Raw genomic sequence first — 24126 nt, 5'->3', positions numbered from 1 at the left:
GGAGGCGGGCAGCGACGGCGCGCTTGCCGGGCCGGATACCCTAGGAGGCGATTGTCTCCGCCCCCGACCCCGAGGATCGACGACCGCCGTGTTCGATACGCTTTCCGACCGCTTGGCGAGTACCTTCAAAAACCTCCGGGGCAAGGGCCGCCTCTCCGAGGCGGACATCGACGCCACGGCGCGCGAGATCCGTATCGCCCTGCTGGAGGCCGATGTCGCGCTGCCCGTCGTCCGCGCCTTCATCAAGCAGGTCAAGGAGCGCGCCACCGGCATCGAGGTCTCCCAGGCGCTGAACCCCGCCCAGCAGGTCATCAAGATCGTCAACGAGGAGCTCGTCGGCATCCTCGGCGGCGAGACCCGCCGGCTGCGCTTCGCCAAGACCCCGCCCACCGTCATCATGCTGGCCGGCCTCCAGGGCGCCGGTAAGACGACCCTCGCCGGCAAGCTCGGCCGCTGGCTCAAGGCCCAGGGGCACGCCCCGCTGCTGGTCGCCTGTGACCTCCAGCGCCCCAACGCCGTCAACCAGCTCTCCGTCGTCGCCGACCGCGCCGGCATCGCGATCTTCGCGCCGGAGCCGGGCAACGGCGTCGGCGACCCCGTCAAGGTCGCCCAGGACTCCGTCGAGTTCGCCCGCGGCAAGCAGCACGACGTCGTCATCGTCGACACCGCCGGCCGCCTGGGCATCGACCAGGAGCTGATGCAGCAGGCCGCGGACATCCGTGACGCCGTCAGCCCCGACGAGATCCTCTTCGTCGTCGACGCGATGATCGGCCAGGACGCGGTCAACACCGCCGAGGCGTTCCGCGACGGCGTCGGCTTCGACGGTGTGGTGCTCTCCAAGCTCGACGGTGACGCCCGCGGTGGTGCCGCGCTCTCCATCGCGCATGTCACCGGCAAGCAGATCATGTTCGCCTCCAACGGCGAGAAGCTGGACGACTTCGACGCGTTCCACCCGGACCGCATGGCGTCCCGCATCCTCGGCATGGGCGACATGCTGTCGCTCATCGAGAAGGCCGAGCAGACCTTCAGCCAGGCCGAGGCCGAGAAGATGGCGGCCAAGCTCCAGAAGGGCCCCAAGGAGTTCACGCTCGACGACTTCCTGGCCCAGATGGAACAGGTCCGCAAGATGGGCTCCATCTCCAAGCTCCTCGGCATGCTGCCGGGCATGGGCCAGATGAAGGACCAGATCAACAACCTCGACGAGCGCGAGGTCGACCGCACCGCCGCCATCATCAAGTCGATGACCCCGGCCGAGCGCCACGAGCCGACGATCATCAACGGCTCGCGCCGCGCCCGTATCGCCAAGGGCTCCGGTGTCGACGTCAGCGCCGTCAAGGGCCTCGTCGAGCGGTTCTTCGAGGCCCGCAAGATGATGTCGAAGATGGCCCAGGGCGGCGGGATGCCCGGCATGCCGGGGATGCCCGGCATGGGTGGCGGCGGCGCCAAGAAGAAGAAGCAGGTCAAGCAGGCCAAGGGCAAGCGCAAGAGCGGCAACCCGATGAAGCGCAAGGCCGACGAAGAGGCCGCGGCCGCCCGCCGCGAGGCCGCCCAGTCCGGCAACCCGCTGGGCCTGCCGCAGGGCAGTGACGAACCGCAGAACTTCGAACTCCCCGACGAGTTCAAGAAGTTCATGGGCTGAGCCACCCGGCAGCCCGCCGCGAGCCCCCGGTCACCGCTTCGGCGGCCGGGGGCTCGCGCACGCTCACCCCCAAGGACGGCCCCACGCGTCATAGCAGCCCGTCAGCCGCGGCACACCGGCCGACAGACCGGACACCACCGCGACCGTGCTGCGGGTCACGAACACCTGCGTACGGAAGGCCAGCACCGCCGTGTCGCCGACCCGCGCGTCCCCCGGCTCCAGCAGCCGGTAGTAGTCGATGTGCCCGGCGGCCGCACCACGCACCGCCAGCCGCGCCCCGGTACGCGGAACCAGCGCGGAGGCGACACCGGCCCGGGGGTAGAAACCCCCGCCGAACAGCGCCGGACTGCCGTCGGCGAGAGTGTGCGCGACCTCGCTGACGTAGACGTACGCGGGCCGCTCCGGCTGCCGCCGGTCCACCGCGTGCAACGGGGTCGTACCGGTCAGCGCATGACCGGGCTCCCCGTGCGTCGCGCCCAGCCGGGCCAGCAGCGGCAGACTCGCCACCGACGTCGCACCGGGCGCACTCAGCAGCAGCCGCGACGGCCGCACCCCGGCCCGCGCCGCCAGCACCTCCCGCGCGGACACCGCCAGGGCGGCATTCGCGGTCGGCTGCGGCCGGCCCGTCCCCGGCGCGCACCGCACACACGGGAAAGCCGTGACCCCCGCGATACGCACCCCCGCCAGCCGCTCCACCGCCCCGGCGAACGCGTCCAGACCGGCGAGCGGCACCCCGCCCTCCTGGCCGGGGAACACCGCACCCGGCGCGCCCTCGACCCGCACCAGGATGTCCTGCACGAACCCCAGCCGCCCGGCCGCCTCCGACACCGCCCGCGCGTTGGCCAGGTCGTAGACCGTCACCGCCGCCGGGCGCCAGGCCAGCATCCCCGGCAGCGCGCGGACCGGGATCTGCACCAGATGCCCCAGATTCCCGGCCCGCGCCCCCGCCGCGCGCAGCACCCGCGCCTCGGGCGGGTCGATCGCGGCGAACTCGGGGATATGACCGGCCACCGCGCGGATCAGCTCAGGGTTGCGGCCGAACTGCTTGGCCACGAACCACAGTGACAACCCCAGCCGCCGCGCCCCGGCGGCCAGCAGCGCGGCGTTCTCCCGCACCGCGTCCAGGTCCATGACATACGTGTCCGGCGCGATGGCGCCGCCCTCGTGCAACTCCGTGGCGAAGGCGACCAGCCGCGGATTGCGGGCCAGCACGGTGTCCAGGAACATCCGTCAGCCCTCCGCGGCGAGCGGCCGCCGCCGGTCCTGCCGGGCCCCGCCCCCGTCGCCCGCCGCGCCCAGATCGTCCAACGCCCGCCGCAGAATGCCCAGGACGAGATCCGCACCGGCCCGCATCGGGTTGATCCGAACCGCCCAGTCGGCGAGCTCGGGGGCATCGGCCAGCGCCGAGCCGGACAACCGGTAGAAGAGCGGCGCGATCTCGTAACGGGAGTTGGCGCCCACCGGATACGCCGCCGCCCCGTGCCGCGCGGCCGCCGCCGGCAGCCCGCGCGCCAACGGCCGCTCCAGCCGCACCAGCAGACACCGGTCCTGAACATTGGCGAGCGCCACCTCCGCGACGCCCGGCACCTCACCCGCCGCCAGCCGCCCGGCGGCCTCCGCCGCCACCCGCGACTGCACCGCCCACATCACCGGCACATGGGTCAGCGCCCGCAGCGCGTCCAGCGCCTGCCCGCCCTGCACCTGGCCGCCGCCCGAGTAGTTGTCCCGGCGCACCCGCTCCACCACCTCCGCGGCCCCGACGACCGCCCCGACCCCCTCCGGGCCGTGCAACTTGAACAGCGAGAAACACGAGACGTCCCCGCCCAGCTCCACCCCGCACGCCGGGACCCGCAGCACCGCGTAATTGTCGTCCACCACCGTCCGCACCCCCGCCGCCCGGCACGCCGCGAGCACCGCCGCCGGCTCGTACGAGTCGCCGAGCCGCTGCCGGGTGTGCTGGACGTACGCCCACCGAAAACGCCCCGACGCCAGCGCGCCCTCCAGCGCCCGCGGATCGTTGAAATCCGCCTCGGCCACCCGCACACCCAGACCGCGCAGGGTCTGCGCCGTCGTGCGGTAGACCGGCGCCCGGTGCACCAGCAGCGGATCGCCCGCCGCGAGCACGGCGCCCAGCGCCGCCCGGATCGCTCCGGTCCCCGCGCCCTGCACCAGCGCCGCCGCCCCCGCCCCGAAGAAGTCCGCGAGCACCGCCTCGACCCCCGCGGTGCTCCGCGGCCGCCCCAGCCCCGGCACCACCCCCACGTCCGCCGCGAAGAGCTGCTGCCCCTCGAAATGCCGGGCGGTGCACTCCAGCAGACGGAACTGACGCCGCAGCGCACCGTCCCACGACACCGTCGCGAGCGGGAACGTCGGCGGAAGGACCGGCGGGCCCGACGCCGCCCCGGTCATCCCCGTGCCCCCTCCTGCCCGGTCAGGAACCGCAGCGGATTGCGCCGCGTCAGCCCGTCGATCATGTCGTCGTCCACCCCGGCCGCCCGCAACCGCGGCAGGAACGACCGGAACAGATGCCCGTAGCCCCAGCCGCCCTCACTCACCAGATAGCCGTGCCGCGAGATGTCGCAGCTCAGCAGCACCCGGTCCGCATGCCCCGACTCCAGCAGCGCCAGCAGCAGCCGCAGCCGCACCGAGTCGCTCTGATACGCCTCCTTCCCGACCGTGTCGAAGGCGATGTACGCGCCGGTCGCCGCCAACTCCCGGTGCACCGCCGGATCGTCCAGCAGATCCTGATGCCCGATGCTGATGCGGTGCGGCGGCAGCCCGGCCGCCGTCAGCAGCTCCAACTGCGCATGCCCGCCCCGCCCGAACTGCGCATGGGTGGCCACCGACAGCCCGGTCGCCACCGCCGCCTGCGCGGCCGCCGTCAGGCTCTTCACCTCCTGCCCGCTGGGCACGTCACCGTGGCTGCCGACCTCACCGATCACCCCCGGCCGGATCCCCGTACCGCCCGCCCCCCGCTCGATCTCCCCGACCAGCGTCCGCGCCAGCCGCTCGGCGCTCGTATGACTCAGCTCGCGCGGATGGTACGGCTCGTAGTACCAGCCGGTCGCCGCGACGACCGCGACCCCCGACCGCTCCGCGATCCGCGCCAGCCCGTGCACATCCCGGCCCATCCCGCGGCAGGTCAGCTCGATCACCAGCGCCAGCCCGAACTCCTCACGCAGCGTCGCGAGTTCCTCGGCGATCGCCGCCCGGTGCCCCGGCGTCAAGGTCGCCGACTGCCCGGCGCCCCGCGTCAGATCGAGGGCCAGATGCTCGTGCGCGAGCACCGGACCGCGCACGGAGGACGCGGACAGCGGGCCCGAAACGGTGTGCAGCAGGTCGTTCATGACTACCTTCCCGGCCGTGCAGGCACGGCCGTGTCCCGCCCGGAACGTCGTACCCGAGCTCAGGTGGTGACAGGGGTGAACAGGTCCAGCCAGTACAGGACGTTGAGGACGACACCGCCGACGACCACCGCGGCCGGGCCGGCGGCCATCCGCACCACCACCCGGCCCATCGCCTCGTTCAGCAGATACAACCCGCCGACGATCAGGATCCCCGGACCACCGCCCATCACGTTCGCCGCCATCAACGACCCGAAAACGATGGCCAGTTGCAGGGTCTCGCCGATCGCACCCCGCAGCCGCTCCGAGGAATCACGCACCGACGGCAGCCTGCCCAGCACCTTGCCGATCGCACTGAGCGCCAGCACCTCGACGGCGAACACCAGCGCCCCGCACACCGCCGCAAGCCACGGAGAAGGCAGCAGATAACCGATCGGATAGACGAACGTGAAGCCCGCGATGCCATACGCACCGGAGGCCAGAGCCGTGGTGGCGATCAGCGGCAGGAACCCGAACGCTCGGTAGAAATCGACCTGCGCCGCCTCCGCGTACTTCCCCTTGGCGATGAGGAAGCTGGTCGCCTCACCGCCACCGAATATGTGCAGCTGCGCCAGCACGCACACCCCGGCGCCCAACGCCATGAACAACGGCAGGAACCGCCGCAACCGCGCCGCACTCGCCCCGAACAGTGACGCCACCGGATCCACCGCCCCGGCTCCGCCCTCCTCCTCGGCGCCCCCGGCCCGCACCGGCTCCCGCGCCGTCTCCCGCCCGTCCGCCCGCCGCGCCCGCAGATCCCTGACCACCGCGAACCCGATCAGCAACAGCACCCCGGCCGCCATCGCCAACGCCCCCGCGAACACCTTCGGCCACAGCTTCATCGTCAGCACGACCAGGGCCAGCTCCAGGACACCCGCGAGCGCACCCCGCAGCCGCCCGAACTGCCGGGTGATCGCCAGCACCGGGAACAGCGCGAACAGGAACAGGATCGGCGTCGACATCTGCTGCATCGCCGTCAGAAAATCCACCGGCAGCTCATGCGCCGCCTCATTGGCGCCCTTCAGCCCGAACACCACCACCGCACCCCAGGCACCACCCAGCAGCGGCGCCAGCCACTTGCGCGGCGCGAGAATCCCCAGGATGTCCGTCGGCAGGAACACCAGCCACGGATTGAGCACCCCGGACGACAACGCCATCGGCGCCCCCAGCCCGAAGATGAACCCCGCCGAAAGACCGAACGAGACCGCCGTCGTCGCGCCGCGCGTCGTACGCCCCTGGACGAAATCCAGCATGAAGGGCCGCACACCGTCGTTGAAGACCGCCAGCGCCAGATGCGAGACGAACGCGGCCAGCGCGCACAGCCCCACCACCGTCAACTGCTGCGGCAGCGAGAAGACGAGCCCGGCCGCGGCGGGCCCGCCGGCGAGAAGGGTGCTCACGGATCACTCCTTGGTGCCGTGGCGGACAAGCGGCCGTGCCGCACGGCCGCCCCCGGTCAGGTGCGGTCAGGTCCGGTCAGGACGTACGGGCCGCGATCGCGCGGGCGAGCGCCGGCGTGACCGTGTCCAACTGGTCCAGGGCGAAGCCGAACACCCGCTTGCCCTCGTCCAGCAACGCCTCGATCTGCTCCGCACCGGGCACCGCACGCCCGAAGGTGTGACAGGCCGCCGAACCCATCAGCCCCACCAGCACCCCCAACGACGCACCCGCACCCGTGTGACAGGTCCCCAGGAAGTAATCGGCCTGCCCGGCCCGCAGCGCCAGGGCCGCGTCCATGTCATTGCTGACGACGACCTCGACACCCGGCAGCCCGAGCCCCGTCACGGCGCCCGCGACCTCGGACTTGCCGACGCCACCGGTCAGGATCTTCGTCATGGGATGTCCCTTCGCGACGAGGCGTCCGCCCGCGCGGGCGGACCTGCGGGCAACGGCCCGCCGCCGTACAGCACGGCGAGATGCAGGGCCAGGAAACGGATCTCCGACTCGGGCAGCGCGGCCCCCAGCTCACGACCGGCCCGCAGCGCCACCACGCGGGCCCGGGACACCGCCTCCGGACACCCCGCGAGCTCCGCGGCCACCGCCGCATCCGTACGGAACTCCGCCACGGCCTCACCGTCCAGCAGCCGCGTCAGCGCCATCAGCAGATGGCTGGTGAGCATCCCCGCGCTCTCCTCGGTGACGCGGCACCCCTCAGCGGCCAGCGCCACCAGCTCCGCCGTCACGAACGACGCGACCTCCGGCCGTACCTGACCGCTCTCACGAAAGAGCCGGACACGACGGGCGAGCGGGGAGTCCATGGCCGTGCGTCCTTCCTCCCGGGGCAGGAAAAGCAACAGTAACCAGGAACCTGGATTCTTCCTCTCAGGCCGACACCACTATTTCGCCGCCGCATTTCGCCGCCGCATTTCGCCGACGCAATGCGCGCCCGCATTCCGCCGGCCGGGGCCCGGACCGGCCTTCCCCGCCGACAGCGCGGCCACCCGCTCCGCCGCCCCCTCCACGTGACCTTGAAAACACACGGGACCCTGGACGCTCGCAAGGCATGAACGGCGCCACCACCAGGGACGACGCCGCACCCCCAACGCCCGCCCGCCACCTACCGATTGCGCACGCCCCCCATGCCGTCCGCCCACGGGCGCTGCTCACGGGCGCTGCTCATGGGCACTTCTGACGGGCCGTTCACGCGTCCGCCCATGGGCGCCGCCAGGGCATCCGTGAGCCGGACCGCAAGACGGCGTCCGCTTTACGACGTCCGCTTCACGACGTCTGCTTCACGGCGTCCGAGCGATCAGATACCGGAACACATTCGGCATCCAGACCGTCCCGTCCGCCCGCTCATACGGATGCAGCGCCTCCACCAGCTCCTTCTCCACCTGCCGCTGCTCGACCCCCTCCAGCGCCGCATCGAACAACCCCGTCGACAACAGCCCGCGCACCGCACTCCCCATGTCCGCATAGCCGAACGGGCAGGCCACCCGCCCCGACCCGTCGGGCCGCAACCCGGCACGTTCCGCCAACTCCTCCAGATCGTCCCGGCCGCTGAGCCGCCACCCGGCAGAACCGGCCGCGAAATCGATCGGCCCGTCCGCCAGCCGCTGCGCCCCCCGCAGCACCCCGGCCGTCGCACACCGCTCGACCGGCCCCCAGCCGCCCAGCACCACGGCACTGCCGCGCTCCACCAGCCCCGCCGCCGCGGACAGCACCGCCGGCAGCCCCTCGACCGAGCCCCCGCACCCCACCGGGTGGAACGCCGTCACCACATTGAAGGCCGCACCGCCCGCCGCAGCGGCCTCCAGACCGCCGCTGACCAGCCGCGTCGCCTCCGCCCCACCGCCCGGCGTCAGCCGCTCACGCGCCAGCTCCAGCCGGCACTCGTCCGCATCCACACCGCTGACCTGCGCGCCGCGCGTCGCCGCGAGCAGCAGCGCCAGCCCGGACCCGCAGCCCAGCCCCAGCAGCCGGGAGCCCGCACCGACCCCCAGCCGGTCGTACGCCGCCTCATACAGCGGCACCAGCATCCGCTCCTGGATCTCGGCCCAATCCCGGACGCGATCCCGCGAGCCGGCCGCCACGGGAGGTTCGTCGCCGTCCATGGATCCGGAGGCAGGAAGCTGGTGCCGCACGAGCGTGGGTGACATCGAAAGCGCCCCTATTCGCCGAGAACCCGAAGCTGTTCCGTACCGATCGCCCCCGTTTTCGCGCGTCGTGCGCCCCCCGCATCCCAGACAACTGCGCATCCGTCCGGCCGTCCAGGGGTGCGCCGGGGTTGTCTCCCGCGCGCCCCCGTATGCGCCGGGGCCCGCACCCTGGAGCGCCGTTCCAGAGTGCCCCGGCCCGCGCCGATCCGCCACGGCAGCGCCCGCACCCGTGCCACCGCCGTGCGTTCACCCACCGAAGGGGCCCTACGGTGGGTGATGCCATGGCGCACCGGGGCCGGGCCCCGGTGGCGGAGCGTGCCGATACCCCCCGTAGCATCGCCGCCGCCGACCTTGCCGTCGTACGCCCGGCCTACGCCGTGCGGCGTACGCGGGGGTACGTACCGGCTTGGCCGCCGCTGGGCGCCTTCTCCGCAGATCGGCGCACCCGGCCCTCGGCATAACCCATGACCAGAAACTGACTGGTACGTGCAAATTATTTGAGATGCCCCGGAATCGGAACACTGGGCGACCCCGGCTCGTTGTCACGACGTGAGCACGACACCGCCTGTTCTCGCCGCCGAGCTGGCGCTCGCGTGGGCCGATATTCAACGGCACCACCCCGAGCTGCCGGACCTGGCCGCGCCCGAGTCCCTGATCGGAGAGTCCTCGTCCGCCTGTGGCGCCGAGCTCTCCTTCGAACGGCTGCTCCATGAGGCAGTTCACGGCATCGCCGCCGCCCGCGGCATCCGCGACACCTCCCGCGCAGGCCGCTACCACAACCGCCGGTTCCTGACGATCGCCGAGGAACTGGGCCTGGACCACGTCGACGAACCGCATCCCAGCAGCGGCTTCTCGCTGGTCACGCTCAACCCGGAAGCCAGGAGGCGCTACCGCCCCACCATCGAGCGACTGGCCCGCGCCCTCAAGGCGCACACCATGGCCACCGCCACCGACACCACCCGCAGCTTCCGCGGCCCCGCCGCCCGGCACGGCTCCTCCGGAGGCGGCGTCCGCGTCAAGGCCGTCTGCGACTGCGGACGCAACGTCCGCGTCGTCCCGTCGGTGCTGGCCCAGGCCCCCATCGTCTGCGGCGGCTGCGGCAAGCCCTTCCGGATCCCCGAAGTAGCCGCGGTCGGCTGACCCGGAGGCGTGTGGCACAATGGCTAGCTGTACTCGACAGTCGCACAGGACCCCTCTCTCCTCCGGCTGACGCGTCCATCGGGCATACCGAGTACCGCAACCCCACGTGGCATCCCGTTGTGCCCAACCACGTCAAGACCAGGAGACACCACTTCCGTGGCAGTCAAGATCAAGCTGAAGCGTCTGGGCAAGATCCGCGCGCCTCACTACCGCATCGTCATCGCCGACTCCCGTACCCGCCGCGACGGCCGGGCCATCGAGGAGATCGGCCTGTACCACCCGGTGCAGAACCCCTCGCGCATCGAGGTCGACTCCGAGCGTGTCCAGTACTGGCTGGGTGTCGGCGCGCAGCCGACCGAGCCCGTCACGGCCATCCTCAAGGTCACCGGCGACTGGCAGAAGTTCAAGGGCCTCCCGGCCCCGGCGCCGATGAAGGTCGCCGAGCCGAAGGCCGACAAGCGCGCCCTCTTCGAGGCCGCTGCCAAGGACTCCGGCAACGAGCCCAAGGGTGAGGCCATCACCCCGAAGGCGAAGAAGGCTGACAAGAAGGCGGACGAGGCTGCTGAGGCCGAGTCCACCTCCGAGTCGACCGAGGCCTGAGCATGCTCGAGGAAGCCCTCGAGCACCTCGTCAAGGGCATCGTCGACAACCCCGACGACGTGCAGGTAGCCTCGCGCACCCTGCGCCGCGGGCGCGTGCTTGAGGTCCGGGTCCACCCCGACGACCTCGGCAAGGTGATCGGCCGCAACGGCCGTACCGCCCGCGCCCTGCGGACCGTCGTGGGCGCCATCGGCGGACGAGGCATCCGCGTCGACCTCGTCGACGTGGACCAGGTTCGCTGAAGAAGTTGCACACCGGCACGGGCCGGGGAGGGCTTTCGAGCCGTCCCCGGCCTTTGTCGTCCGCAACCATCGATCCCGAAAACCATCACCTGAGGAACCAAGACGGACCTCAGCCACCGCCCGCGAAAGCGGCGGCGGCTGCGCCGCAAAGAGGAGCGCAAGTGCAGCTGGTAGTCGCACGGATCGGCCGCGCCCACGGCATCAAGGGCGAGGTCACCGTAGAGGTGCGTACCGACGAGCCGGAGCTGCGGCTCGGCCCTGGAGCCGTCCTGGCCACCGAACCGTCCTCCGTCGGACCGCTCACCATCGCGACCGGCCGGGTGCACAGCGGCCGCCTGCTGCTGCGCTTCGAGGGCGTCAAGGACCGCACCGGCGCGGAAGCGCTGCGCAACACCCTGCTGATCGCCGAGGTCGACCCCGAGGACGTCCCGGAGGACCCCGAGGAGTTCTACGACCACCAGCTGATCGACCTCGACGTCGTCACCCGCGACGGCACTGACGTCGGCCGCATCGCCGAGGTCTCCCACCTGCCGTACCAGGACCTGCTGATCGTCAAGCGGCCCGACGGCAGCGAGGTCATGATCCCCTTCGTCTCCGAGATCGTCCCGGAGATCGACCTGGAGGAGCAGCGCGCCGTCATCGACCCGCCGCCCGGCCTCCTCGACGACAGCCAGGCAGAGGTCGCGACGGACCGCGAGGACAGCTGATGCGGCTCGACGTCGTCACGATCTTCCCCGAATACCTCGAACCGCTGAACGTCTCCCTCGTCGGCAAGGCCCGCGCCCGCGGACAGCTCGACGTACGCCTCCACGACCTGCGGGACTGGGCGCACGACAAGCACAACACCGTCGACGACACCCCCTACGGCGGCGGCCCCGGCATGGTCATGAAGCCCGAGCCGTGGGGCGAGGCCCTCGACGAGGTGCTGGCATCCGGCGACGGCGAACCGGTGATCGTCGTCCCCACTCCGAGCGGCGAACCCTTCACCCAGCAACTGGCCGTCGAACTCTCCGCCAAGGACTGGCTGGTGTTCACCCCGGCCCGCTACGAAGGCATCGACCGCCGCGTCATCGAGGAGTACGGCGACCGCGCCGACGTCCGTGAGGTCTCCATCGGCGACTACGTCCTGGCCGGCGGCGAGGCCCCCGTCCTCGTCATGGTCGAAGCCATCGCCCGGCTGCTGCCCGGCGTCCTCGGCAACGCCGCCTCCCACCAGGACGACTCCTTCGCCCCCGGCGCGATGGCCGACCTCCTGGAAGGCCCCGTCTACACCAAGCCTCCCGAGTGGCGCGGCCGCACCATCCCCGACGTGCTGGTCAGCGGCCACCACGGCAAGATTGCCCGCTGGCGCCGCGACGAAGCCTTCCGCCGCACCGACCTCAACCGCCCCGACCTGATCGAGCGCGCCGACCCCGCGGCCTTCGACAAGAAGGACCGCGCGATCCTCGCCGCCCTGGGCTGGTCGGCGGGCGAGGACGGCCGATTTGGGCGGACGACCGAGGCCGTGGAAGAATAGGCCGCTGCTGTGTGCGTCCGGCGCGCGCCCCTGCCACAGGGGGAACGACGCCCGCCCGACGGAACAGCATCCGAAACATCATTCCGATATCCCGTTGATGACCTGTGGCATCAGCGAAGAAAGCAGTAGGTCATGAACCTTCTCGACTCCGTCGACTCCGCATCGCTGCGCGACGACGTCCCCGCGTTCCGCCCGGGTGACACCGTCAACGTCCACGTCCGCGTCATCGAGGGCAACCGCTCGCGTGTCCAGCAGTTCAAGGGCGTAGTCATCCGCCGCCAGGGCGCCGGCGTCCGCGAGACCTTCACGGTCCGCAAGGTCAGCTTCTCCGTCGGCGTCGAGCGCACCTTCCCCGTGCACACCCCGATCGTCGAGAAGATCGAGGTCGTGACCCGCGGTGACGTCCGCCGCGCCAAGCTCTACTTCCTCCGTGAGCTCCGTGGCAAGGCCGCGAAGATCAAGGAGAAGCGCGAGCGCTGAGTCTGCCGCCCCGGACCGCGATTTTTTGCGCCGGAGCAACGCAAACCCAAGCTCAGGTCCGGCGTCCGGACCCGGCCGGATAGGCTCAGGGTCCGATGGACACCGACGCACAGCACACGGAGCGCGACCACTCTCCCGCCCCCGACCAGGGGCCGGAGCAGCGGTCGCGCTTCGCGCGTTTGCGCACCGCGACCGCGAACCTGCACCGCCGCCCCGCCACCCTCCTCGCGCTGTGCCTGGCCTTCCTCCTCCTGCTCAGCGCCTTCGTGATGCAGCCCTTTCTGATCCCCAGCTCCTCCATGGAGAACACCCTGCGGATCGGCGACAGAGTGCTGGTCAACAAGCTGGCGTACCGATTCGGCGGCGAGCCGCGAAGGGGCGATGTCGTGGTATTCGACGGCACGGGGTCTTTCGTTCACAGCGACTCGGGGGAGAATCCCGTCACGGCCCTGGTGCGCGGGGCCGGCGCGGCGCTGGGCCTGGCCCGGCCCGCCGAGACCGATTTCGTCAAGCGCGTGATCGGCGTCGGCGGTGACCGCGTGACCTGCTGCGACAAACGGGGGCGGATCAAAGTGAACGGTGAGCCCGTGACCGAGGGCTATCTCCACCCGGGGAACGCGCCGTCCTCGGTGGACTTCGACATCGTGGTGCCCGAGGGGAAGCTGTGGGTCATGGGGGACCACCGCGCCAGATCCAGCGACTCCCGCGACCACCTCGGCGAACCGGGCGGCGGCACCGTCCCGGTCGACAAGGTGATCGGCCGGGCCGACTGGATCTCCTGGCCCTTCAGCCACTGGACCACCCTCGACCACCCACGGTCCTTCGACGCGATACCGGCGCCGGCAGGCACCCATGGGTAACCGCGGACGCCCCCGGCACGGCCACCAGGGCACCTCAGGAACCGACCGGCCCGGTGGCCACCGGGCCCGGGGAACACACACCGACGGCACCGTCGATCCGTCCGCGGACAGCGGCACCGGGGAGCCCGGCGGACCGCGCAGCGCCCGCAACGGCCGGCCGGCGACCGGCGGGCGCGCCGAACGGCGCCGCCAGGCCCGGCGCATCAAACGCCGCAGGCAACGCTCCTACATCAAAGAAATCCCCATCCTCATCGGCGTGGCCCTCGCCATCGCCCTCGTCCTGAAGACGTTCCTGGTGCAGGCGTTCGTCATCCCGTCGGGCTCCATGGAGGAGACGATCAGGATCGGCGACCGGGTACTGGTCGACAAACTCACCCCCTGGTTCGGCTCGAAGCCCGAACGCGGCGACGTCGTCGTCTTCAAGGACCCCGGAAACTGGCTCCCCAAGGAAGAGAAGCAAGCGCCTTCCGCGGCGGGCATCAAACAGTTCAAGGAGTTCATGACCTTCATCGGCCTGCTCCCCTCGGCCGATGAACAGGACCTCATCAAGCGCGTCGTCGCGGTCGGCGGTGACACCGTCAAATGCTGCGACAAGCAGGGCCGCGTCACCGTCAACGGCACCCCGCTGACCGAACCGTACGTCCACAAGGGCAACCCGCCCTCCACCCTGAAATTCACCGTCAACGTCCCCACCGGGCGGATCTTCGTCATGGGCGACCACCGCTCGGACTCCGCGGATTCGCGCTTCCACCTTGACGAGCCGTACCGTGGCACGGTCTCGGAGGAGAACGTCGTGGGACGGGCCGTCGTGATCGCCTGGCCCTTCGGCCACTGGCGGCGCCTCGAAGAGCCCGACACCTTCGGCACTGTGAGCGACGCGCCGGGCGCGCGGGCAGCGGCCACAGGAACGCCGCATAGGCTGTCCCCCGAGAGTTTGGCTGTACTCCCGACCCCTGCGGAACTCCCGCTCGTTATGGGAGTGGTGGGCCTGCACCGGTTGACGGGCAGGCGTGAGCGTGGAGTAAGGAGCAGATGTGGGGGACTTGGCGGTCGGCGCGCGGTCCGGTACCGAAGAGCCCGAAGAGCCGGCAGGGCACGATGAGCCCCCGCAGCAGGCGTCGGGCGATGCGCAGCAGTCGCAGCCGTACGGATCACCGGCGTCGGAACGGTCAGCGGCCGAGGAGGAGAGCGGCAGCGTGAAGAAGGGCAAGAAGCCTCGCGCCTTCTGGAAAGAGCTGCCGATTCTCATCGGCATCGCCCTGGTCCTCGCGCTGCTGATCAAAACGTTTCTGGTGCAGGCGTTCTCCATCCCGTCCGACTCCATGCAGGACACCCTGCAGCGCGGGGACCGGGTCCTCGTCGACAAGCTGACCCCGTGGTTCGGCTCCAAGCCGGAGCGCGGCGAGGTCGTCGTCTTCCACGACCCGGGCGGCTGGCTCAACGAAGCACCCACCCCCGAGCCCAACCCCGTCCAAAAGGTCCTCAGCTTCATCGGCCTGATGCCGTCCGCCGAGGAGAAGGACCTGATCAAGCGGGTCATCGCGGTCGGCGGCGACACCGTCGAGTGCCACGGCACCGGCCCGGTCAAGGTCAACGGGAAGGCCCTCAAGGAGGACTCCTACGTCTTCCCCGGAGCCACGCCCTGCGGCGACCGCGCCTTCGGCCCGATCCACGTCCCCAAGGACCGGATCTGGGTGATGGGCGACCACCGCGACGACTCCCTCGACTCCCGCTACCACCAGAACCTCAAGGGCAACGGCACCGTCTCCGTCGACGAGGTCGTCGGCCGCGCCTTCACCATCGCCTGGCCGATCGACCGCTGGTCGACCCTCCCGGTGCCCGACACCTTCGACCAGCCCGGGATCAATCACGCCATGTCGGCCGCTCCCGCCGCACTCGGTCTCGTCGGCGCCGTGCCGATCGTGCTGTGGCGCCGCCGGAGGCTGACCGGAGCGAGTAACCCCAGGTAAGGTGCCGTCCCAGATCTTCGATGCGGGCCGCGCCCGCGGGGCGGGAGCGCTGGGATGAGCAGCAGTACGCAAAGCCGGACACCACAGCACATTGACCGCGGTCGGACCACGGGCAGTGTGCTGTCCGGTCTTGCCGTGGGCCTCGGCTGCGTGCTGTTCCTGGGTGGCTTCATCTGGGGAGCACTGATCTACCGCCCCTATACGGTGCCCACCGACTCCATGGCGCCGACCATCGCGGTCGGCGCCCGGGTCCTGGCCGAAAAGGTCGACGGCAGCGAGATACGCCGCGGCGACGTCGTCGTCTTCCAGGACAAGACCTGGGGGGACCTGCCCATGGTCAAGCGCGTCGTCGGCGTCGGCGGCGACAAGATCGCCTGCTGCAGCAAGGACGGCCGGATGACCGTCAACGGCACCCCGGTCGACGAACCGTATCTGCAGGGCGACGGACCCGCCTCACCCATCGGCTTCAAGGCCAAGGTCCCCACCGGCCAGCTCTTCCTCCTCGGCGACCACCGCAGCGACTCCCTCGACTCCCGCGTCCACCTCTCCGACGGCCACCAGGGCTCCGTACCCCGTGGCGCCGTCACCGCCCGCGTGGACGCCCGCGCCTGGCCGATCGGCAGCGTCGGCGTGATGCAACGCCCCGACGGCTTCGCCGACCTCCCCGGCGGCACCTCGCAGCCCGGCCCGATCCGGCCCATCACCTTCGCCGTCGTCGCCGGCGCAGTGCTCATCCTCGGCGGCGCGGCCTACGGGCCCATCGCCCGGCGCAAGGCCCGCACGCGTGCCTGAGGGCGCCCCCGGCAGCCGGCCCGGCGCCGACCCCCAGCTCCCGCCCCACGGCCCGTCCGAACGCCCGGAACCCGCCGCCGGCCCGGTGGCCGAGGTGCGCCAGACCTCCCGCATCGTGCTCCTCGATCCGGACAACCGGATCCTGCTGCTGCACGGCTTCGAACCGGACCGGCCCGCCGACACCTGGTGGTTCACCCCCGGCGGCGGCCTGGAAGGCACCGAGACCCACGAGGAGGCTGCCCACCGGGAACTCGCCGAGGAAACCGGCATCACCCACGCCGTCCTCGGCCCCGTCCTGTGGAAGCGCCGCTGCGCCTTCCCGTTCGACGGGCGCCGCTGGGAGCAGGACGAGTGGTATTACCTGGGCCGAACCGACCGGACTGCAACCGACACCGGCGGGCAGACGGACCTGGAGCGACGCAGCGTCTCGGGACTGAGGTGGTGGACTTCAGAGGAACTGTCAGCGTCGCATGAGACGGTGTATCCGACCAGACTCGCCGAGCTGCTGCGCACGCTGCTCGACGAAGGGCCCCCAAGTGCGCCGGTGCTCCTGGAGACCGAGAGGGTCTGACGCACAATAGGGGGACGCACGGCTGAAGGGGATCTGCCATGAGCGCCGAGGACCTCGAGAAGTACGAGACCGAGATGGAGCTGAAGCTCTACCGGGAGTACCGCGACGTCGTCGGGCTGTTCAAATACGTGATCGAGACCGAGCGTCGCTTCTACCTCACCAACGACTACGAGATGCAGGTGCACTCCGTTCAGGGTGAGGTGTTCTTCGAGGTCTCGATGGCCGACGCCTGGGTCTGGGACATGTACCGCCCGGCCCGCTTCGTGAAGCAGGTGCGCGTACTCACGTTCAAGGACGTGAACATCGAGGAGCTCAACAAGAGCGACCTCGACCTCCCGGGAAGCTGAGGGGGCCGAGGGCGGGCGCGGGGGCGTGGGGCGGGGCGCTGTGCCGCGTGGCCGCTGCGGGCGGTCGCCTGGGCGGGCACTGGCTCGTATTCGTGCGGGGGCACCGGTCGTATGCGTCGGGGTGGGGCGCTGACGGAGGGCTAGCACCGGTGATCGCCGTGAGCCGAGATCGACGTGATCCGTGACTTGTCTCGGCGGCTGACTCGTGGCGTTGACGTGGGGGATCGCGGCGGTGGTGGGCGCTCGGTGGGGCCGGGTGGCTCCCGGCCGATGGTCCGGCCAGTGCTCCCTTGCCAGTGGTGCTTGATCAGCGGAGTCGGTACCACGCACGGGTGACGGAGTTATCCACAATCGACACGTTGTCCACCAAGATCCAACAGCTCTGCGCACCGGCATCACAGTCGGTGCCGGAGGTGGTGCCGCATGAACGCCATGCAGGCCGGCCGGCAGGCCAGCGACGCAACACCGTGCGGGGGCCGCACACGCGCCGACGACGGCACACGGGCACGACGGCCCGGCACAGCAACGGGAACGCCCCGAGCAGACAGCACACAGCTCCCGGCAGGGACATGCCTCAGGGGCGGCGCGAGTCCCGCTACGGACAGTACGGGGAGCGTGCCCGGTCAAGGGCAGGCGCCGAACGCGGGGCGGGGGAGCGAGCCCGAAACCAATCGCCGACCTCACCCCCGACCCCGATCGCGGCCTCGGCGTGAGGGCGAGCCCCGACTTCCGCGTGACGCCGATCCCCAGCCTCAGCGCGAGAACGAGCCTGAGAACCGATCCCCGGTCCAGGCGGTGAAGCGCCGGCCGGCCGCTGCTGCCAAGACGACGAGGGCTGGGGCCGGGGCGGCTGCGCCCGGGGCAGGGGGCGGCTCCGGAAATGGCAAAGCCCGCCCCTCCGCCAAGACAACCGATCCCCGGCGCGCCCTCGGACGCTACGGTGAGGATCTGGCCGCCCGACGGCTCATCGAAGCCGGGATGCGGATCCTGGACCGCAACTGGCGCTGCCGGGACGGCGAGATCGACATCGTGGCCGCGGACGGCGACGCGCTGGTCGTCTGCGAGGTCAAGACCCGTCGCGCGGGCTGGTACGAACACCCCATGGCGGCCGTCCGCGCCGACAAGACCCAACGCCTGCGACTGCTGGCGGAACGCTGGCTGGAACGGAACGGCGGCCCACCTCCCGGCGGTGTACGGATCGACGTGATCGGCGTACTGCTGCCGGCCCGCGGCGCACCCGTGGTCGAACACGCACGGGGGGTGGCGTGATGGGCTTCGCCCGTACCTGCTCCGTCGCCCTGGTCGGCGTCGAAGGAGTCGTCGTCGAGGTCCAGGCCGACCTCGAACCCGGCGTCGCGAACTTCACCCTTGTCGGGCTGCCCGACAAGAGCCTCGTCGAATCCAAGGACAGAGTGCGCGCCGCGGTCGTGAACTCGGGAGCCGAGTGGCCGCAGAAGAAACTCACCGTAGGTCTCAGCCCGGCATCCGTCCCCAAGAGCGGCAGCGGGTTCGACCTGGCGGTGGCCTGCGCGGTCCTCGGAGCCGCCGAGCGCCTCGACCCCCGGGAACTCACCGACCTCATGATGATCGGCGAACTGGGACTGGACGGCCGGGTCCGGCCCGTACGAGGAGTGCTGCCCGCGGTCCTGGCCGCGGCCGACGCCGGATACCGCCAGGTCGTGGTGCCGGAACGCACCGTCGCCGAAGCATCCCTGGTCCCCGGCATCTCCGTCCTCGGCGTCCGCAGCCTCCGCCAGCTCATCGCCGTGCTCACCGACGAACCGGTCCCCGATGAGGACGGCACACCGGAAGACGGCCGCCCCGACCCGCTGCTCGCCGGTCTGGTCGTCCCGGGCACCGGCGTCGGGGCGGGCCTGCCGCCCGGGGACCGCGCACTCGACCTGTCAGAAGTCGCCGGGCAGCACAACGCCCGCCGTGCTCTGGAAGTCGCCGCCGCCGGACGCCACCACATCTTCTTCAAGGGGCCACCCGGCGCCGGAAAGACGATGCTCGCCGAACGCCTCCCCGGCCTGCTCCCGCCCCTGACCCCCAAAGAGTCGCTGGAGGTCACCGCGGTCCACTCGGTAGCCGGCACCCTCCCGCCAGGACAGCCCCTGGTCGACCGCCCGCCCTACTGCGCCCCGCATCACTCCGCGACCATGTCCTCCCTCGTCGGCGGTGGCAGCGGGCTGCCCCGCCCAGGAGCCGTTTCGCTGGCCCACAACGGTGTGCTGTTCGTGGACGAGGCTGCCGAGTGCAGCGCACGCGTCCTGGACGCGCTACGCCAGCCCTTGGAGGCCGGACACGTCGTCGTCGCACGGGCCGCCGGCATGATGCGCATGCCCGCCCGCTTCCTCCTCGCCCTCGCAGCCAACCCGTGCCCGTGCGGGAGGCACGGGACGCTCGGTGGCGGCTGCGAATGCCGCCCGTCATCCATCCGCCGCTACCGAGCCAGGCTCTCCGGGCCCCTCATGGACCGCATCGACCTGCGCATCGCCGTGGAGCCCGTGGCACGGTCCGAACTGATCGCCCTCGGACGGGGCGCAGAATCCACCGCGGAAGTCGCCGAACGCGTACGCGCTGCCCGTGAACGTGCCGCAACGCGCTTCGCCGCCACGCCCTGGCACACCAACAGCGAAGTCCCCGGCCATGAACTGAGAACCCGCTGGCAAGTACACCCCGGTGCCCTGGGACAGGCCGAACGCGACCTGGAGTGCGGCCTGTTGACGGCCCGCGGTCTGGACCGAGTCCTACGGGTCGCCTGGACAGCCGCCGACCTCGCCGGCCGCGACCGCCCCACGGCGGAGGACGTCAACTGGGCCCTGGAACTCCGCACGGGCGTACGACGCGGTGCTCTGCCGGTGGGGGGACGCGAAAGAGGGGAGGTGGTGGCCTCTTAGGGCTCAGAGCTCAGGGCTTATGTCTTGGAGCAGGGGTGAGCGGCGAGGACCCTTGAAACCGCTGAGTCCCGACGAATCGGGGAATTGGTCGCTCGCCATCGCGGCCACCCTGCCCCCGTCCTCGTCCTCCTCCTTTTTCACGTCCCCGTCCTGGCCCGCGCACTCAGCTGCGGGCTTGGCGGATCCCTGCCTCCCGTTTTCCTTGAGGTCTCTTGTGAGCGCGATCGCGAGAGACCTGAAGGGGGCGCGCGGGAGGTGACCCAGGAGGATCGCGACCGCTTTCGCGAAGGCTGTGGCGAGAGCTGTGGCCACCCTGATCGAGAGGACGAGGGGGAAGACGAGCGGGAGGGCGAGGCGAGCGGGAGGGCGAGGCGAACGGGAGGACGAGGGCCGAAGGCGAACGGCGGCGGTGGGAGGGGTGGGGAGGGGCGGGGGAGAAGGGGTCAGGGGCGGAGAAAGGACAAGGTGGCGCCACACGAATCCGCCCCCCCACCGTGGCCACGCCGGAGCAACGGACCGCAGCAACGGACCGGAGCGCCACTGCAGAGCGCCAAGCCAGAGCACCGCACCGGAGCGCCAAGCCAGAGCACCGCACCGGAGCGGCAAGGCGGATCGCCACACCAATCGCGGTCGCGCGCTCGCGCGGCCGCCGTACGAGACGGGGGTCAGTGATGAACGGAATGGACGGTTGGGGTTTCGCCAAGCAGGCGCCGGATGAGGCAACCAGTGCCCGAAGGCGTAATGGCGATGCGGACGCGCGCGGCGACGTGGTGACGGCGCGACACCACACGACGGCCGACGAAGGGCAGATGGTGGCCGCCGAACACCACACGGTGGAACACCACCCCGTGGCAGACCGTCCCGTAGTGGAGCCGCCCGACCCTGCGGACCAGGCCCAGGCCACCGCGGATGGGACCGCGCAACGCATCGCGCGCGCCGCGCTCACGCGCATCCTCGAACCGGGCGACGAAACCGCAGGCCGCTGGCTGCGCGAAATGGGCCCGGTGGCGCTCTGGCGTGCTCTGTCCGGCGCGGCGGCCCCGCCCAGTGGCGCACTTACCAACAAGGTCAAGGGGTTGCGCCTGCGCGCCGTGCGCGCGGACCCCGAAGCGGACCTCGCCGCAGTGGCTGCGCTCGGCGGCCGCTTCATCTGCCCCGGGGACGAGGAATGGCCTCGCCAGTTGGACGACCTCGGTGACGCCCGCCCCGTTGGCCTGTGGGTCCGAGGGGCGGCGAACCTCCGGATCTGGGCGTTGCGCTCGGTGGCCATCGTCGGCGCGCGGGCCTGCACCGATTACGGTGCCCACCTCGCTGCCACCCTCGGCGCCGGCCTCGCGGACCGCGGCTGGGCCGTCGTGTCCGGGGCGGCGTACGGAGTCGACGGCGCAGCGCACCGTGGCGCGCTCGCCGCGGACGGAGCGACCGTTGCCGTACTCGCCTCCGGCGTCGACCATGCGTACCCCGCCGGGCACACCGAACTGATCGGTCGTATCGCCCAACAAGGCCTGCTCGTCGCGGAGTTGGCGCCTGGCGACCATCCGACCCGCAGCCGTTTCATTCAGCGGAACCGTGTGATCGCCGCCCTCACCCGGGGCACCGTCGTGGTCGAGGCCGAACTGCGCAGCGGCTCCCTTGTCACCGCCCGACGAGCGCTGGCCATGGGGCGGTTCACGATGGGCATGCCGGGGCCCGTCACCAGCGGCCTGTCCGCCGGAGTGCATCAACTGCTGCGCGGCGAGGCTGCTGTGGTCACCGATGCTGATGAGGTTGTCGAACTCGTCGGCAGTATGGGCGATCTCGCCCCTGAGAGGCGCGGGCCGATCCTCGCCCGCGACCTTCTGGACCCCGTTGCGGCCCGCGTCCTGGAAGCGCTGCCTGCCCGAGGGGGAGCGGATGCGGGGCGCCTGGCCCGGGAATCGGGCACGCCACGCGATGTCGCACTCGGCAAGCTCTTCGAGCTGCAGTCCCTCGGATTCGCTCAAAAGTGCGGTGATCGATGGGAGTTGGTGCGACGTGCCGACTCCACCCGCGGTCCTCGGCGAGGCGGTCCTTGACCTGGGGCGAACGGGTGAAAGGGTGAGGGGAATGACCGCAGAATCCAGGTTTGCCTTGCTTCGGTACACGGGGCCGCCCCGTCGGACCACGGCGCTGTGGCGCAACGGCCCTACAAGGTCCCACGCGCCGTGTCACCGCCCCCGTCCGCACGGTCCCGCGGCGGCTCGCGTCCGACACTGCGTCCGGGTGTCGGCACGCCGTACGAAGTAACCCTGAGGTGCGGGCAGCGGAACGTATCTGCGCACGCCCGAACCCCCCTTCCTCGCACACCGCGACGTTGCGGTCACGCTACGCTCACAGACAATTCAACCCTCACACATCCACCGACCAGTGTCTCGGCAGAACGGCTCAAGGCGACGAATGCCCCAGCACACCTCCGGGTCTGACCGTGCGGCAGTACCACCCGCCGCACGCGGCAGCGTGCGCCCCGCAGCGCCCACCGCGCTCGACGAGCTGTGGCGCTCCTACAAGGCATCGGGCGACGGCCGGTTGCGGGAGCAGCTGATCCTGCACTACTCGCCGCTGGTCAAATACGTCGCCGGACGCGTCAGCGTCGGACTTCCCTCGAACGTCGAACAGGCCGACTTCGTTTCCTCCGGAGTTTTCGGCCTGATCGACGCCATCGAGAAGTTCGAACCGGAACGCTCCATCAAGTTCGAGACCTACGCCATCACCCGCATCCGCGGCGCGATGATCGACGAGCTGCGCGCGCTCGACTGGATCCCGCGATCCGTACGTCAGAAGGCCCGCGCCGTCGAACGCGCCTACGCCACGCTCGAAGCGCAGCTGCGCCGGACACCGTCCGAGCCGGAGGTCGCCGGCGAGATGGGTATCGCGCTGGAGGAGCTCCACGGCGTGTTCAGTCAACTTTCCCTGGCGAACGTCGTGGCGCTCGAAGAGCTCCTGCATGTCAGCGGCGAGGGCGGTGAACGGCTGAGCCTGATGGACACGCTCGAGGACACGGCCGCCGACAATCCCGTCGAAATCGCCGAGGGCCGCGAGCTGCGGAGGCTCCTGGCCCGCGCCATCAACACCCTCCCCGACCGGGAGAAGACCGTGGTCACGCTCTACTACTACGAAGGCCTCACGCTCGCCGAGATCGGCAACGTCCTCGGCGTCACGGAGAGCCGTGTCAGCCAGATCCACACCAAGTCCGTACTCCAGCTCAGAGCGAAACTGGCCGACGTCGGACGCTGAGTCACGTCGATGGGTCGGCATGCGGAGTGCCACGGCGGGCACGCCATCCGTAGAGTGGTGGTGTGCCAAGGATTCGAGCGGCCTCTGTGGCCGAGCACCGGACAATGCAGCGCGGCGCCCTCCTGGACGCCGCCCGCACCCTGCTGTCCGAAGGCGGAACGGAAGCGCTGACCTTCCCCGCCCTCGCCGAGCGCACGGGACTCGCGCGCTCCTCCGTGTACGAGTATTTCCGCTCACGCGCGGCCGTCGTCGAGGAGCTGTGCGCCGTCGACTTCCCGGTGTGGGCCGCGGAGGTCGAGGCAGCGATGGAACGCGTCGATACGTCCGAGGGAAAGGTCGAGGCGTACGTGCGACGGCAGCTGGCCCTGGTCGGCGACCGGCGCCACCGCGCCGTCGTCGCCATCTCGGCCGGCGAGCTGGATGCAGGTGCGCGCGAAAAGATCCGTGCGGCTCACGGCGGGCTCATCGCCATGATCGTCGAGGCTCTCGCCGCGCTCGGCCATGAGCAGCCACGACTGGCGGCCATGCTGCTCCAGGGAGTCGTCGACGCGGCGGTCCGCCGTATCGAACTCGGCGCTGCCGAGAACCCCGACGAGATCACGGAGGCGGCGGTGGGCATGGCCCTCCGCGGCGTCAGCGGCTGACCGGAGGCCGGTTCTCTCCGCCCCGCCCCGCCCCGCCCCGGCCCCCGCCCCCCACCCCCCACCCCGCCACCACTCGACGCTCGTTGGCCCCGCAGCCCGCAGCCCGCAGCCCGCAGCCCGCAGCCCGCAGCCCGCAGCCCGCAGCCCGCAGCCCGCAGCCCGCAGCCCGCAGCCCGCAGCCCGCAGCCCGC

Annotated in this window: 25 protein-coding genes; 18 read left to right on the top strand and 7 right to left on the bottom strand. The window is 71.2% G+C overall.

Annotation, left to right across the window (positions count from 1 at the left end):
* Positions 1 to 88: 88 nt before the first annotated feature.
* A complete protein-coding gene (gene ffh / locus ACIRQ7_RS00550) occupies positions 89 to 1639 on the top strand; it encodes a signal recognition particle protein (RefSeq protein WP_401463469.1) in 1551 nt (516 codons plus the stop codon).
* A gap of 63 nt (positions 1640 to 1702) precedes the next feature.
* On the opposite strand, the gene ACIRQ7_RS00545 is transcribed toward ffh, so the two are convergent.
* The 7 genes from ACIRQ7_RS00545 to ACIRQ7_RS00515 all read right to left on the bottom strand — a co-directional run bounded on the left by ACIRQ7_RS00545 (position 1703) and on the right by ACIRQ7_RS00515 (position 8621).
* Positions 1703 to 2866 (bottom strand): alanine racemase, encoded by a 1164-nt coding sequence (locus ACIRQ7_RS00545; RefSeq protein WP_404258846.1) that lies wholly within the window; start codon positions 2864 to 2866, stop codon positions 1703 to 1705.
* Between the two features lie 3 nt (positions 2867 to 2869).
* Positions 2870 to 4048, bottom strand: a complete 1179-nt coding sequence (locus ACIRQ7_RS00540; RefSeq protein ID WP_404258844.1) for an aminotransferase class V-fold PLP-dependent enzyme — start codon at positions 4046 to 4048, stop codon at positions 2870 to 2872.
* Positions 4045 to 4986 carry a phosphotriesterase gene (locus ACIRQ7_RS00535; RefSeq protein ID WP_404258842.1) on the bottom strand — a complete coding sequence of 314 codons (942 nt, stop codon included), beginning with the start codon at positions 4984 to 4986 and terminating at the stop codon, positions 4045 to 4047. The genes ACIRQ7_RS00540 and ACIRQ7_RS00535 overlap by 4 nt, the downstream gene beginning before the upstream one ends.
* A gap of 59 nt (positions 4987 to 5045) precedes the next feature.
* A complete protein-coding gene (locus ACIRQ7_RS00530) occupies positions 5046 to 6422 on the bottom strand; it encodes a YhfT family protein (RefSeq protein WP_404258840.1) in 1377 nt (458 codons plus the stop codon).
* Positions 6423 to 6498: 76 nt separating this feature from the next.
* The gene (locus ACIRQ7_RS00525) at positions 6499 to 6858 is read right to left on the bottom strand and encodes a DUF2620 family protein (RefSeq protein ID WP_404258838.1); all 360 of its coding nucleotides are present in this window, start codon (positions 6856 to 6858) and stop codon (positions 6499 to 6501) included.
* Complete coding sequence (locus ACIRQ7_RS00520; RefSeq protein ID WP_401463481.1) at positions 6855 to 7280, bottom strand: transcriptional antiterminator; 426 nt, start codon at positions 7278 to 7280, stop codon at positions 6855 to 6857. The genes ACIRQ7_RS00525 and ACIRQ7_RS00520 overlap by 4 nt, the downstream gene beginning before the upstream one ends.
* A gap of 474 nt (positions 7281 to 7754) precedes the next feature.
* Positions 7755 to 8621: a methyltransferase domain-containing protein gene (locus tag ACIRQ7_RS00515; RefSeq protein ID WP_404258836.1), complete on the bottom strand. Its 867-nt coding sequence runs from the start codon at positions 8619 to 8621 to the stop codon at positions 7755 to 7757.
* 549 nt (positions 8622 to 9170) lie between these two features.
* On the opposite strand from ACIRQ7_RS00515, the gene ACIRQ7_RS00510 reads away from it, so the two are divergent.
* From ACIRQ7_RS00510 to ACIRQ7_RS00430, 17 genes are all read left to right on the top strand, one after another.
* Complete coding sequence (locus tag ACIRQ7_RS00510; protein ID WP_401463485.1) at positions 9171 to 9761, top strand: hypothetical protein; 591 nt, start codon at positions 9171 to 9173, stop codon at positions 9759 to 9761.
* Between the two features lie 156 nt (positions 9762 to 9917).
* On the top strand, positions 9918 to 10361 hold the full coding sequence (gene rpsP, locus ACIRQ7_RS00505) for a 30S ribosomal protein S16 (RefSeq protein WP_401463487.1): 444 nt from the start codon (positions 9918 to 9920) through the stop codon (positions 10359 to 10361).
* A gap of 2 nt (positions 10362 to 10363) precedes the next feature.
* Positions 10364 to 10603, top strand: coding sequence for an RNA-binding protein (locus tag ACIRQ7_RS00500; RefSeq protein ID WP_003980229.1), 240 nt, complete (start codon positions 10364 to 10366; stop codon positions 10601 to 10603).
* A gap of 161 nt (positions 10604 to 10764) precedes the next feature.
* Positions 10765 to 11310, top strand: coding sequence for a ribosome maturation factor RimM (rimM, locus tag ACIRQ7_RS00495; protein ID WP_401463489.1), 546 nt, complete (start codon positions 10765 to 10767; stop codon positions 11308 to 11310).
* A complete protein-coding gene (gene trmD, locus ACIRQ7_RS00490; protein WP_404258835.1) occupies positions 11310 to 12119 on the top strand; it encodes a tRNA (guanosine(37)-N1)-methyltransferase TrmD in 810 nt (269 codons plus the stop codon). Before rimM ends, trmD begins: the two co-directional genes overlap by 1 nt.
* Positions 12120 to 12251: 132 nt before the next feature.
* Positions 12252 to 12599, top strand: a complete 348-nt coding sequence (rplS, locus tag ACIRQ7_RS00485; RefSeq protein WP_401463493.1) for a 50S ribosomal protein L19 — start codon at positions 12252 to 12254, stop codon at positions 12597 to 12599.
* 95 nt (positions 12600 to 12694) lie between these two features.
* Positions 12695 to 13459, top strand: coding sequence for a signal peptidase I (gene lepB, locus ACIRQ7_RS00480; RefSeq protein WP_404258833.1), 765 nt, complete (start codon positions 12695 to 12697; stop codon positions 13457 to 13459).
* Positions 13452 to 14561 carry a signal peptidase I gene (lepB, locus tag ACIRQ7_RS00475; RefSeq protein ID WP_404258831.1) on the top strand — a complete coding sequence of 370 codons (1110 nt, stop codon included), beginning with the start codon at positions 13452 to 13454 and terminating at the stop codon, positions 14559 to 14561. Before lepB (ACIRQ7_RS00480) ends, lepB (ACIRQ7_RS00475) begins: the two co-directional genes overlap by 8 nt.
* Positions 14494 to 15429, top strand: coding sequence for a signal peptidase I (gene lepB, locus ACIRQ7_RS00470; protein ID WP_401463499.1), 936 nt, complete (start codon positions 14494 to 14496; stop codon positions 15427 to 15429). Before lepB (ACIRQ7_RS00475) ends, lepB (ACIRQ7_RS00470) begins: the two co-directional genes overlap by 68 nt.
* A gap of 54 nt (positions 15430 to 15483) precedes the next feature.
* Positions 15484 to 16221: a signal peptidase I gene (lepB, locus tag ACIRQ7_RS00465; RefSeq protein ID WP_404258829.1), complete on the top strand. Its 738-nt coding sequence runs from the start codon at positions 15484 to 15486 to the stop codon at positions 16219 to 16221.
* Positions 16222 to 16306: 85 nt separating this feature from the next.
* On the top strand, positions 16307 to 16792 hold the full coding sequence (locus ACIRQ7_RS00460) for an NUDIX hydrolase (protein ID WP_404260029.1): 486 nt from the start codon (positions 16307 to 16309) through the stop codon (positions 16790 to 16792).
* 38 nt (positions 16793 to 16830) lie between these two features.
* Entirely contained in the window at positions 16831 to 17139 is a 309-nt protein-coding gene (locus ACIRQ7_RS00455) for a DUF2469 domain-containing protein (protein WP_003980220.1), read from the top strand.
* Positions 17140 to 18087: 948 nt separating this feature from the next.
* Entirely contained in the window at positions 18088 to 18408 is a 321-nt protein-coding gene (locus tag ACIRQ7_RS00450) for a YraN family protein (RefSeq protein WP_401463819.1), read from the top strand.
* Positions 18408 to 20039 (top strand): YifB family Mg chelatase-like AAA ATPase, encoded by a 1632-nt coding sequence (locus ACIRQ7_RS00445; RefSeq protein ID WP_404258827.1) that lies wholly within the window; start codon positions 18408 to 18410, stop codon positions 20037 to 20039. The genes ACIRQ7_RS00450 and ACIRQ7_RS00445 overlap by 1 nt, the downstream gene beginning before the upstream one ends.
* Positions 20040 to 20710: 671 nt before the next feature.
* A complete protein-coding gene (gene dprA, locus ACIRQ7_RS00440; RefSeq protein WP_404258826.1) occupies positions 20711 to 22093 on the top strand; it encodes a DNA-processing protein DprA in 1383 nt (460 codons plus the stop codon).
* Positions 22094 to 22454: 361 nt separating this feature from the next.
* Positions 22455 to 23291, top strand: a complete 837-nt coding sequence (gene whiG / locus ACIRQ7_RS00435; protein ID WP_404258824.1) for an RNA polymerase sigma factor WhiG — start codon at positions 22455 to 22457, stop codon at positions 23289 to 23291.
* Positions 23292 to 23395: 104 nt separating this feature from the next.
* Positions 23396 to 23935 carry a TetR/AcrR family transcriptional regulator gene (locus ACIRQ7_RS00430; protein WP_404260027.1) on the top strand — a complete coding sequence of 180 codons (540 nt, stop codon included), beginning with the start codon at positions 23396 to 23398 and terminating at the stop codon, positions 23933 to 23935.
* Positions 23936 to 24126: the final 191 nt, after the last annotated feature.

The sequence above is a fragment of the Streptomyces sp. NPDC101393 genome (genome assembly GCF_044767385.1).
Classification (GTDB): Bacteria; Actinomycetota; Actinomycetes; order Streptomycetales; family Streptomycetaceae; genus Streptomyces.
The sequence above is the reverse complement of the archived record's forward strand: the minus strand, read 5'-3'. Positions and strand labels throughout refer to the sequence as shown.

What these genes read in the sequence shown, in the direction of transcription:
- ACIRQ7_RS00500 (WP_003980229.1), top strand. Translation starts at nt 10,364, where the DNA reads ATGCTCGAGGAAGCCCTCGAGCACCTCGTCAAGGGCATCGTCGACAAC.
- ACIRQ7_RS00455 (WP_003980220.1), top strand. Translation starts at nt 16,831, where the DNA reads ATGAGCGCCGAGGACCTCGAGAAGTACGAGACCGAGATGGAGCTGAAG.
- ACIRQ7_RS00520 (WP_401463481.1), bottom strand. Translation starts at nt 7,280, where the DNA reads ATGGACTCCCCGCTCGCCCGTCGTGTCCGGCTCTTTCGTGAGAGCGGT.
- ACIRQ7_RS00430 (WP_404260027.1), top strand. Translation starts at nt 23,396, where the DNA reads ATGCAGCGCGGCGCCCTCCTGGACGCCGCCCGCACCCTGCTGTCCGAA.
- ACIRQ7_RS00535 (WP_404258842.1), bottom strand. Translation starts at nt 4,986, where the DNA reads ATGAACGACCTGCTGCACACCGTTTCGGGCCCGCTGTCCGCGTCCTCC.
- dprA (WP_404258826.1), top strand. Translation starts at nt 20,711, where the DNA reads ATGAACGGAATGGACGGTTGGGGTTTCGCCAAGCAGGCGCCGGATGAG.
- lepB (WP_404258831.1), top strand. Translation starts at nt 13,452, where the DNA reads ATGGGTAACCGCGGACGCCCCCGGCACGGCCACCAGGGCACCTCAGGA.
- whiG (WP_404258824.1), top strand. Translation starts at nt 22,455, where the DNA reads ATGCCCCAGCACACCTCCGGGTCTGACCGTGCGGCAGTACCACCCGCC.
- ACIRQ7_RS00540 (WP_404258844.1), bottom strand. Translation starts at nt 4,048, where the DNA reads ATGACCGGGGCGGCGTCGGGCCCGCCGGTCCTTCCGCCGACGTTCCCG.
- ACIRQ7_RS00515 (WP_404258836.1), bottom strand. Translation starts at nt 8,621, where the DNA reads ATGTCACCCACGCTCGTGCGGCACCAGCTTCCTGCCTCCGGATCCATG.
- trmD (WP_404258835.1), top strand. Translation starts at nt 11,310, where the DNA reads ATGCGGCTCGACGTCGTCACGATCTTCCCCGAATACCTCGAACCGCTG.
- rplS (WP_401463493.1), top strand. Translation starts at nt 12,252, where the DNA reads ATGAACCTTCTCGACTCCGTCGACTCCGCATCGCTGCGCGACGACGTC.
- ACIRQ7_RS00525 (WP_404258838.1), bottom strand. Translation starts at nt 6,858, where the DNA reads ATGACGAAGATCCTGACCGGTGGCGTCGGCAAGTCCGAGGTCGCGGGC.
- lepB (WP_404258829.1), top strand. Translation starts at nt 15,484, where the DNA reads ATGAGCAGCAGTACGCAAAGCCGGACACCACAGCACATTGACCGCGGT.
- ACIRQ7_RS00445 (WP_404258827.1), top strand. Translation starts at nt 18,408, where the DNA reads ATGGGCTTCGCCCGTACCTGCTCCGTCGCCCTGGTCGGCGTCGAAGGA.
- ACIRQ7_RS00545 (WP_404258846.1), bottom strand. Translation starts at nt 2,866, where the DNA reads ATGTTCCTGGACACCGTGCTGGCCCGCAATCCGCGGCTGGTCGCCTTC.
- lepB (WP_404258833.1), top strand. Translation starts at nt 12,695, where the DNA reads ATGGACACCGACGCACAGCACACGGAGCGCGACCACTCTCCCGCCCCC.